Origin of the sequence: Lysobacter sp. Root76 (genome assembly GCF_001428685.1) — a bacterium.
Taxonomy (GTDB): domain Bacteria; phylum Pseudomonadota; class Gammaproteobacteria; order Xanthomonadales; family Xanthomonadaceae; genus Lysobacter.
This window is the reverse complement of the sequence record NZ_LMIK01000005.1, coordinates 1,012,155-1,020,541: the sequence shown is the minus strand read 5'-3', so window position 1 is coordinate 1,020,541 and position 8,387 is coordinate 1,012,155. Positions and strand designations below refer to the sequence as shown.

General features: G+C 66.8%; 6 protein-coding genes. All 6 read left to right on the top strand.

Features of this window, described 5'->3' with window-relative positions; genetic code table 11:
* Window positions 1-181 (top strand): pilin (locus ASE10_RS11925; protein WP_200954813.1); only part of this gene is annotated, 181 nt, incomplete at its 5' end.
* A gap of 124 nt (window positions 182-305) precedes the next feature.
* The gene (locus tag ASE10_RS11920) at window positions 306-2,216 is read left to right on the top strand and encodes a hypothetical protein (protein ID WP_157480857.1); all 1,911 of its coding nucleotides are present in this window, start codon (window positions 306-308) and stop codon (window positions 2,214-2,216) included.
* Window positions 2,217-2,487: 271 nt separating this feature from the next.
* On the top strand, window positions 2,488-2,916 hold the full coding sequence (locus ASE10_RS11915) for a prepilin-type N-terminal cleavage/methylation domain-containing protein (RefSeq protein ID WP_055908569.1): 429 nt from the start codon (window positions 2,488-2,490) through the stop codon (window positions 2,914-2,916).
* A gap of 389 nt (window positions 2,917-3,305) precedes the next feature.
* A complete protein-coding gene (locus tag ASE10_RS11910; RefSeq protein WP_056304948.1) occupies window positions 3,306-5,240 on the top strand; it encodes a hypothetical protein in 1,935 nt (644 codons plus the stop codon).
* Window positions 5,241-5,388: 148 nt separating this feature from the next.
* Entirely contained in the window at window positions 5,389-7,116 is a 1,728-nt protein-coding gene (gene pilB / locus ASE10_RS11905) for a type IV-A pilus assembly ATPase PilB (RefSeq protein ID WP_056304946.1), read from the top strand.
* A 3-nt stretch (window positions 7,117-7,119) separates the two neighbouring features.
* Complete coding sequence (locus ASE10_RS11900; protein WP_055908575.1) at window positions 7,120-8,376, top strand: type II secretion system F family protein; 1,257 nt, start codon at window positions 7,120-7,122, stop codon at window positions 8,374-8,376.
* Window positions 8,377-8,387 lie beyond the last annotated feature (11 nt).

The following is an 8,387-nucleotide window of genomic DNA, read 5'->3' as shown; positions in this document are numbered from 1 at the left end:
CTACTGCGCCAACGTCGCAGTGGGCGCCAACGGCGTCATCAGCATGACCACCCAGAGCACCGGCGCCACCACCGCTGCCACGCACACCCTGACCCCGGCCATGCCGGCCGGTTCGGGCCGCATCGAGTGGACCTGCACCTCGAACGCTCCGGACTCGCAGATCCCGGCCGAGTGCCGCTAAGCCTTAACGTAAGCGCTACACACGAAACCCCGGTCCGCCGGGGTTTCGTTTTTGGGGCTTCGTCATTGCGCTTCCCAGGCCGACGCCGTTAGCCTCAGCAACCTCCAAGAAAGGCCAGCCCTGCATGCGTGTTCGATTGTTGTTGCTCGCAGCGATGCTGGTGACCGTCGCGATCTATTGGCCCGGGCTGACCGGACCGTTCGTACTCGACGACGATGCTGCCTTCGGCGCCCTGCACGGCTGGTTGGCCGGCCAGGCCTCCTGGCAGGAAGTGGTGCCGGGCAACGCATCCTGGCTGTACGCGCGACCGGTCTCGATGCTCAGCTTCATGCTCAGCGGCTGGCTCGGCGGCGACGCGCCGTTCTCGTACAAGCTGGGCAATCTCATCGTCCACCTGATCTGCGGCCTGCTCGGCTGGCAGGTCCTGCGCCGCGCGCTCGCCCGCGACGAACGCATGGCACCGCACGCCGAGCTGATCGCCGGAGTCCTTGCCGCGCTCTGGCTGCTGCATCCGCTGCATGCCAGCACCGTGCTCTACGCCGTGCAGCGCATGGCCCAGCTCAGCACCCTGTTCGTGCTCGCGGCGATATGGACCTACCTGCAGGCGCGCCGCTGGATCGACGATGGTCGGATTCGTCCGGCGCTCGCGCTGCTGTTCGTGCTGTGTCCGCTGCTGATGCTGGCCGGCCTGCTCAGCAAGCAGAACGGCGCGGTCGCGCCGGCCTTGTGCCTGGTGCTGGAGCTGGCCTATTTCGGCCGTCCGCGCCCCAAGCCCGTACTCGCATTCTTCGGCCTGTTCCTGGCCCTGCCTCTGCTCGGCGCAGCCGCCTTGCTGACGCTGGCGCCCGAACGCCTGCTCGATGGCTATGCCGAATGGGATTTCAGTCTGGGCCAGCGCCTGCTGACCCAGGGCCGCGTCCTGGTCGATTATCTCGGCACCCTGCTGCTGCCGTATGCGCCGCGCATGGGCCTGTACACCGACGACTTCACGACTTCGACCGGCCTGCTGTCGCCACCGTCGACGCTGTTCGCCCTGTTGCTGCTGGCCGCGCTCAGCGTCGCCGCGATCGCGCTGCGCAAGCGCGCGCCCAGCCTGTTCGCGGGCTGGTTCTTCTTCCTGGTCGCGCACGGAGTCGAATCCAGCTTCCTGCCGATCGAGATGTATTACGAGCACCGCAACTACCTGCCTTCGATCGGAATCCTGCTGGCGGTGGCGGGATTGGGCGCGCTGGCGCCGCGTCGCGCCGAGCCAAGCCACGGTCCGAACCGGCTCATGCTGGTCGCCGTCGCCGGCTTGGCCGCAGTGTTGGCCTTCGCCACCCTCGGCCGCGCCCTGGTCTGGCGGCACTACGACACCATCGTGATGCAGGCCTTGCGGTTCCATCCGGATTCGATGCGCGCCCACCTCGACCTGTCGACGCTGGCGCTATTGGGCGGCAAGTACGACGAAAGCGAGCGCCTGTTGTCGCAACTGGCGAAGAGCCCGACCCCGCGCAACCGCCTGATGGCCAATCTCAACCTGATCACTACCCAGTGCCTGCGTAACGGCAAGGCTGAGCGCGCACTGCTGCAGCGCGCGCTCGCCGATGCGCAACCGCAGCTGACGATCTTCGAGTCGCAGACCCTGATGCAGATGGCCAAGATCGCCGGCAAGGGCTGCGGCGACGTCAGCTTGCTGGATATGGCGCAGACCACAGAGAAACTGCTCGACGCCGCGCACGCGCAACCCGACAACCTGCGCTCCAAATGGGTGACGCGCGCGATTGCGGCGGAGTTCTACGCGCGAGCGCGGCACTGGCAGCAGGCCGAAGCGCAGGCCGCGCTGGCCTGGCGGCCCGGCGCGGACTTCGCGGTGGGCGAGATACTGGTGCGTTTGTATGTGCAGAACGGCAAGCTGACTGAAGCAGAACGCATCTACGCAGAGTTAAAGGCGCAGACCCGGCCTTACGACGGCTCGGGACAGAAATACCTGCGCGAGCTGCGCAAGGCCATCGACGACCGGCGCCAGCGCAGCGCCGCCCAGCGCACGCCCTAGGTCGCCGCCGGTCCCGCGGTAGTGCACCGCGGCCGCTTTCCGTTCGTCCGCGACGAGCGGCCGCAGGAAGTTGTCAGGCAGCGTCATATGCCGACGCTGCAGGCGCCGCACCCTCTCCGAGGCGAGCCAAACGGCGGCGTGTTCATGACCGCCGTCACAAGTGCGGGCTTGGCATGCTCTTTGCACTGATAATTGTTCAGGGGGGATCGCCGCCACTCCGGAACTCGTTTCCGGTGAGGCCGACCCGAATCGAGCTCACTGGAGAGGGTCCATGAACAAGCGCCACGCCGAGGGTTTCACCCTCATCGAACTCATGATCGTGATCGCCATTCTGGGCATCCTGATCGCCATCGCACTGCCGGCCTATCAGGACTACTCGATCCGCACCAAGAACACCGAGTGCCTGCATATCTCGGCCGGCGCCAAGCTCGCCGTCGCCGAAACCGCGCATTCGGCCGAAGGCTTGAACAACATCACCGCGACCAGCACCGGGTTCACCTTCACCGGCAGCGACTACTGCGCGACCGTGGAAGTCCTGGCCGGCGGCACCGTGCGTTCGGTGACGCGCAGCACCGGCGGTCCGGTCACGACCTTCGAACTGGCCCCGGAAAGCACGCAAAACAGTGGCCGTATCGAGTGGACCTGCACCGCCTCTGGCCAGGACAACGATTCGCAGCTACCGGCAGAGTGCCGCAGCTAAATCGTCGTCCAACATTTAGGCACTACCCGACGGCCGCGCAATGCGGCCGTCGGCGCGAGTGAGGTCGAAGTTCCGCAACCAGGCCGCAGTGCCCGGCAAGAAGCGGTGACAACGGCTGCTCCCCGCTACCGGTGGATGCACCTTCCACCGTCAGCATCACTTGAGCGGTGGAGGCAGTCTTCCTGTCGAGTTCCATGCACGCGGCCACACATCGCGGTCCCAGCGCTACGGGTGGCTCGCGCCTATGCGCTACAGTCGCCGTGGGGACACGACCGAGCGCACCATGACCGCTGCAACGACCGCCGCAACGGTGGCGATCACTCTTGAACCGGCCGCTGCTACGGCGGCCTCGCCTCGTTGCCATCAGCGTCTTTCCACCGTGTCGCATCATGTCCCTGCGTAAGGCCCTGAGCGCCGACCTCGGCGGCACCGCGGCGCGATGGGACATCGCGCGCTGGCTGCTGCTGTGCGCGGCCGTGGCCATGGTCGCCTTGTACTGGAGTGGCCTGAATGGCCCCTTCCTGTTCGACGACGCGGCCAACCTGGCGGCGCTGCGGCCCTGGTACAACGGCCAGCTCGACTGGCGGCAGGTCGTGCTGGGCCAGGACGGGCTGATCGACTCGCGCCCGGTGTCCATGCTCAGTTTCCTGCTCAGCGCGGGGCTCGGCGGCCCCGGCCCGCTGTCCTACAAGATCGGCAACGTGCTGCTGCACCTGCTCTGCGGCCTGATCGCATTCCGGCTGCTGCGCCGGGCGCTAGGCGAAGATGCGGCGCTTGCGCCGCGTGCACGATTCCTGGCCGCCGCTGCGGTCGCGCTGTGGCTGCTGCATCCGATTCAGGTCAGCACCGTGCTGTATGCGGTGCAGCGCATGGCCCAGCTCAGCGCGCTGTTCGCGCTGGGTGCGACTCTCGCCTACTTCGTCGCACGCCAGCGCCTCAGCGGCGGGCACCCACGCTCGGCCTGGCTGTTGCTGTTCCTGGCGTTTCCGCTGCTGCTCGTCGCCGGCGTGCTCAGCAAGCAGAACGCGGCGGTCGCGCCCTTGCTGTGCCTGGCGCTGGAGCTGGCGTATTTCCATGGCCAGCGCCCTGCGGCGATCAGGGCCTTCTTCGGCCTGTTCGTGGCATTGCCGGCCGCGGCCGTACTCGCTGTTCTCGCATTCGCGCCCGACACGCTGCTGGGCGGCTACGCTGAATGGGACTTCAGCCCGATCCAACGCCTGCTGACCCAGGCCCGCGTGCTGTGCGAGTACCTCGGCTATTTGCTGGTGCCACGCGGCGAACAGATGACGCTGTTCCGCGACGATGTCGCGACCTCCACCGGCCTGTTCTCGCCGGCGACCACGGCCGCGGCGATCGTGCTGCTGCTGGCGGTGAGCGCCGTCGCCATCGCGCTGCGCAAGCGTGCGCCCAGCGTCTTCGCCGGCTGGTTCTTCTTCCTGGCCGCGCATTCCGTGGAATCGGGTCTATTGCCGCTGGAGATGTACTACGAACATCGCAACTACCTGCCGTCGATAGGCCTGGTTCTGGCCGTGGTCGGCCTGTGCGCGCTGCTGCCGGCACGCGCAGCTAGCCCGCGCCGCCTTCGCGGCGCCGTGCTGGCCGTGGTCGCGATGTGCGCTTTGCTGGCCTGGTCGACGCAAGGCCGGGTGGCGACCTGGCGCAGCAAGCCCGAGATCGTCGCCAATGCCTTGGCCCATCATCCCGACTCGCTGCGGGCGCGGCAGACCCAGGCGTTCATCGACTTGAGCGCGAATCGCTACGACCAGGCCACCGCCCAGATGCGCTACCTGAGCCGTAGCCCGTTGCCGCGGCGACGCCTGCTATCCGGTATCGACCTGGTCTCGATCGCCTGTCTCGGCGGCCGCGACCCCGATCCCGCCGAACTGCAGCGCGCGCTGGCCGACCGTCAGCCGCAAATCACGCTGGACGAGGTGCTGGTCGCCGACCTGCTCGCCCAGGCGTCGGCGCCGGGGCGCTGCCCGCGGATCGGCAACCCGCAGGCCATCGCCACGGTCACCGCCTTGCTCGATGCGGCCTCGGCCCAGCCCGATCGGGCCACGCCCAAACGCCAACTGCGCTTCGTGGCGGCCTTGCTTTACGCCCGCGCCGAGCGCTGGCCGCAGGCCCAGGCGCAGGCCGAACGGGCCTGGTCGCCGCAGGCTTCGGCCGACATCGGCGATCTGCTGGTCCAGGCCTGCGTCAAGAACGGCCAGATGGGCTGCGCTCGACGCGTGCTGAGTCGGTTGGCTGAACGCACGCGCTCCTACGACCGCGCCGGCCAGGCCCGACTGGCGCGGCTTGAGACACTGATCGCGAATCGCTGAACCCTTCAGCGACGGCGCGGTCCAACGCCGACGGAATCCCTGCAATATGGCCTGTGTAGGCTTCCGGCGAGCAAAAAGGCGACCGCTGTCCGCTCGCGTGGCCCACGGATTGGGGTAAAGTCGGCCTGGGGAAAAACCGAGGACTGCGATGTCTAGCGTCGCTACCGCCAACTTGGTGGGGATCACCGGCATTGCCCGGCGTCTGGTGCTGGACGGCGCTCTGGAAGAGTCCGCGGCCCGCGAAGCCATGGCTGCCGCCAGCAGCGAACGCAAGCCGATCGCGACCTACCTGTCCGACAAGCGCCTGGTTTCGGCCGGCCAGCTCGCCGCCGCCAACTCGATCGAGTTCGGCGTGCCGCTGTTCGATGCCTCCACGCTCGACCCCTCGCAATCGGCGATCAAGCTGGTCAGCGAGGAACTGGTCCGCAAGCATGCCGTGCTGCCGCTGTTCAAGCGCGGCAACAAGCTGTTCGTGGGCCTGGCCGATCCGACCAACACCCGTGCCCTGGACGAGGTCAAGTTCCAGACCAACCTGGTGGTCGAGGCCATCCTGGTCGACGAGGACACCATCCGTCGCAGCCTGGACCAGTGGCTGGAATCGGCCGATGCGCTCGGCGACGGCGTCAACGAGGAAGGGCTGGAGACGCTCGACGTCGGCAGCGGCGACGACGACCTGACCGCCGCCGGCGACAGCGGCGTCGACGCCAAGGGCGACGACACCCCGGTGGTGAAGTTCGTCAACAAGGTGCTGGTCGACGCGATCCGTCGCGGCGCCTCGGACATCCACTTCGAGCCCTACGAAACCGAATACCGGGTGCGCCTGCGTATCGACGGCATCCTCAAGCAGGTCGCCAAGGTACCGATCAAGCTCAGCCCGCGCATCGCCGCGCGCCTGAAGGTGATGGCGCAGCTGGACATCGCCGAAAAGCGCGTGCCGCAGGACGGCCGCATCAAGCTCAACCTGTCCAAGACCAAGCAGATTGATTTCCGCGTCAGCACCCTGCCGACCCTGTTCGGCGAGAAGATCGTGCTGCGTATCCTCGACGGCAGCGCCGCGCGCCTGGGCGTGGACAAGCTCGGCTACGAGGAAGATCAGAAAGAGCTGTTCGTCGGCGCGGTGGTCAAGCCTTACGGCATGGTCCTGGTCACCGGCCCGACCGGCTCGGGCAAGACGGTGTCGCTGTACACCGCGCTCAATATCCTCAACGACGACATGCGCAACATCTCCACCGTCGAGGATCCGGTCGAAATCCGCGTGCCGGGCATCAACCAAGTGCAGATGAACGTGAAGCGCGGCATGACCTTTGCCGCCGCGCTGCGCAGCTTCCTGCGCCAGGATCCGGACGTGATCATGGTCGGCGAAATCCGCGACCTTGAGACCGCCGAGATCGCGATCAAGGCCGCCCAGACCGGCCACATGGTGCTGTCGACCCTGCACACCAACGACGCGCCGCAGACCATCGCGCGCCTGATGAACATGGGCGTGGCGCCGTACAACATCACCTCGTCGGTGACCCTGGTCATCGCTCAGCGCCTGGCCCGGCGCCTGCACGACTGCAAGCGCGAGGTCCACCTGCCCGAGCACGCGCTGCTGGCCGAGGGCTTCAGCCACGACGAGATCGTCGGCGGCCTCAAGATCTACGAGCCCGCCGGCTGTCCGGACTGCACCGAGGGCTACAAGGGCCGTACCGGCATCTACCAGGTCATGCCCATGACCGAACAGATCCAGGCGATCGTGCTCGAAGGCGGCAACGCGATGCAGATCGCCGCCGCCGCATTGAAGTCCGGCGTCCGCGACCTGCGCCAATCGGCGTTAATGAAGGTCAGGAACGGCGTCACCAGCCTCTCCGAAATCAACCGCGTTACCAAGGACTAAACCATGTCCGCGACCCGCACCGCGACCAAGCAGCAGACCCCCGTCCGCCGCCCCAATCCGCTCGAGATCTTTGTCTGGGAAGGCAAGGACAAGCGCGGCGTCGTCATGAAAGGCGAGCAGTCGGCGAAGAACGCCAACATGCTGCGCGCCGAGCTGCGCCGTCAGGGCATCACGCCCGGCACGGTCAAGCCCAAGGGCAAGCCCTTGTTCGGCGGCGCCGGCAAGCGCATCACGCCGCGCGACATCGCCATCTTCAGCCGCCAGATCGCCACCATGATGAAATCCGGCGTGCCGATCGTGACCTCGCTGGAGATCATGGCCGGCGGCCAGAAGAATCCGAAGATGAAGGCGCTGATCAATACGGTCCGCGCCGACCTGGAAAGCGGCTCCTCGATGCACGAGGCGCTGAGCAAGCACCCGGTCCAGTTCGACGAGCTCTACCGCAACCTGGTCAAGGCCGGCGAATCGGCGGGTGTGCTGGAAACGGTGCTCGACACCGTCGCCAGCTACAAGGAAAACATCGAAAGCCTGAAGGGCAAGATCAAGAAGGCGCTGTTCTACCCGGCCACGGTCGTGGCGGTGGCGATCCTGGTCAGCGCGATCCTGCTGATCTTCGTGGTGCCGCAGTTCCAGAAAACCTTCGAGAGCTTCGGCGCTGAACTGCCGGCGTTCACCCTGATGATCATCGGCGCCAGCGATTTCATGATCGCGTACTGGTGGGCGGTGCTGCTGCTGGTGATAGGCATCGGCGTGGGCTTCATCATGGCCAAGAACCGCTCGCCCGCGTTCGCGCACTTCCTCGACCGCATGATGCTGAAGATCCCGGTGGTCGGGCAGATCCTGCACAACTCGGCGATCGCGCGCTTCGCCCGCACCCTGGCGGTGACCTTCAAGGCCGGCGTGCCGCTGGTGGAGGCCCTGGACACCGTCGCCGGCGCTACCGGCAACGTGGTCTACGAAACGGCCGTGCGCCGCGTCCGCGACGACGTCTCCGTGGGCTACCAGCTCAACATGTCGATGAAGCAGGTCAACCTGTTCCCGCACATGGTGATCCAGATGACCGCGATCGGCGAAGAGGCCGGCGCGCTCGACACCATGCTGTTCAAGGTCGCGGAGTTCTACGAGGAAGAGGTCAACAACGCGGTCGACGCGCTGTCCAGCCTGCTCGAGCCGCTGATCATGATGGTGCTGGGCGTGATCGTGGGCAGCATGGTCATCGGCATGTACCTGCCGATCTTCAAGCTCGCCGCGACGATCTGACCGACCCGGGG

Bases quoted from the DNA above. Each gene is read 5' to 3' on its own strand.
- pilB (WP_056304946.1), top strand. From the start codon at position 5,389: ATGTCTAGCGTCGCTACCGCCAACTTGGTGGGGATCACCGGCATTGCC.
- ASE10_RS11910 (WP_056304948.1), top strand. From the start codon at position 3,306: ATGTCCCTGCGTAAGGCCCTGAGCGCCGACCTCGGCGGCACCGCGGCG.
- ASE10_RS11915 (WP_055908569.1), top strand. From the start codon at position 2,488: ATGAACAAGCGCCACGCCGAGGGTTTCACCCTCATCGAACTCATGATC.
- ASE10_RS11900 (WP_055908575.1), top strand. From the start codon at position 7,120: ATGTCCGCGACCCGCACCGCGACCAAGCAGCAGACCCCCGTCCGCCGC.
- ASE10_RS11920 (WP_157480857.1), top strand. From the start codon at position 306: ATGCGTGTTCGATTGTTGTTGCTCGCAGCGATGCTGGTGACCGTCGCG.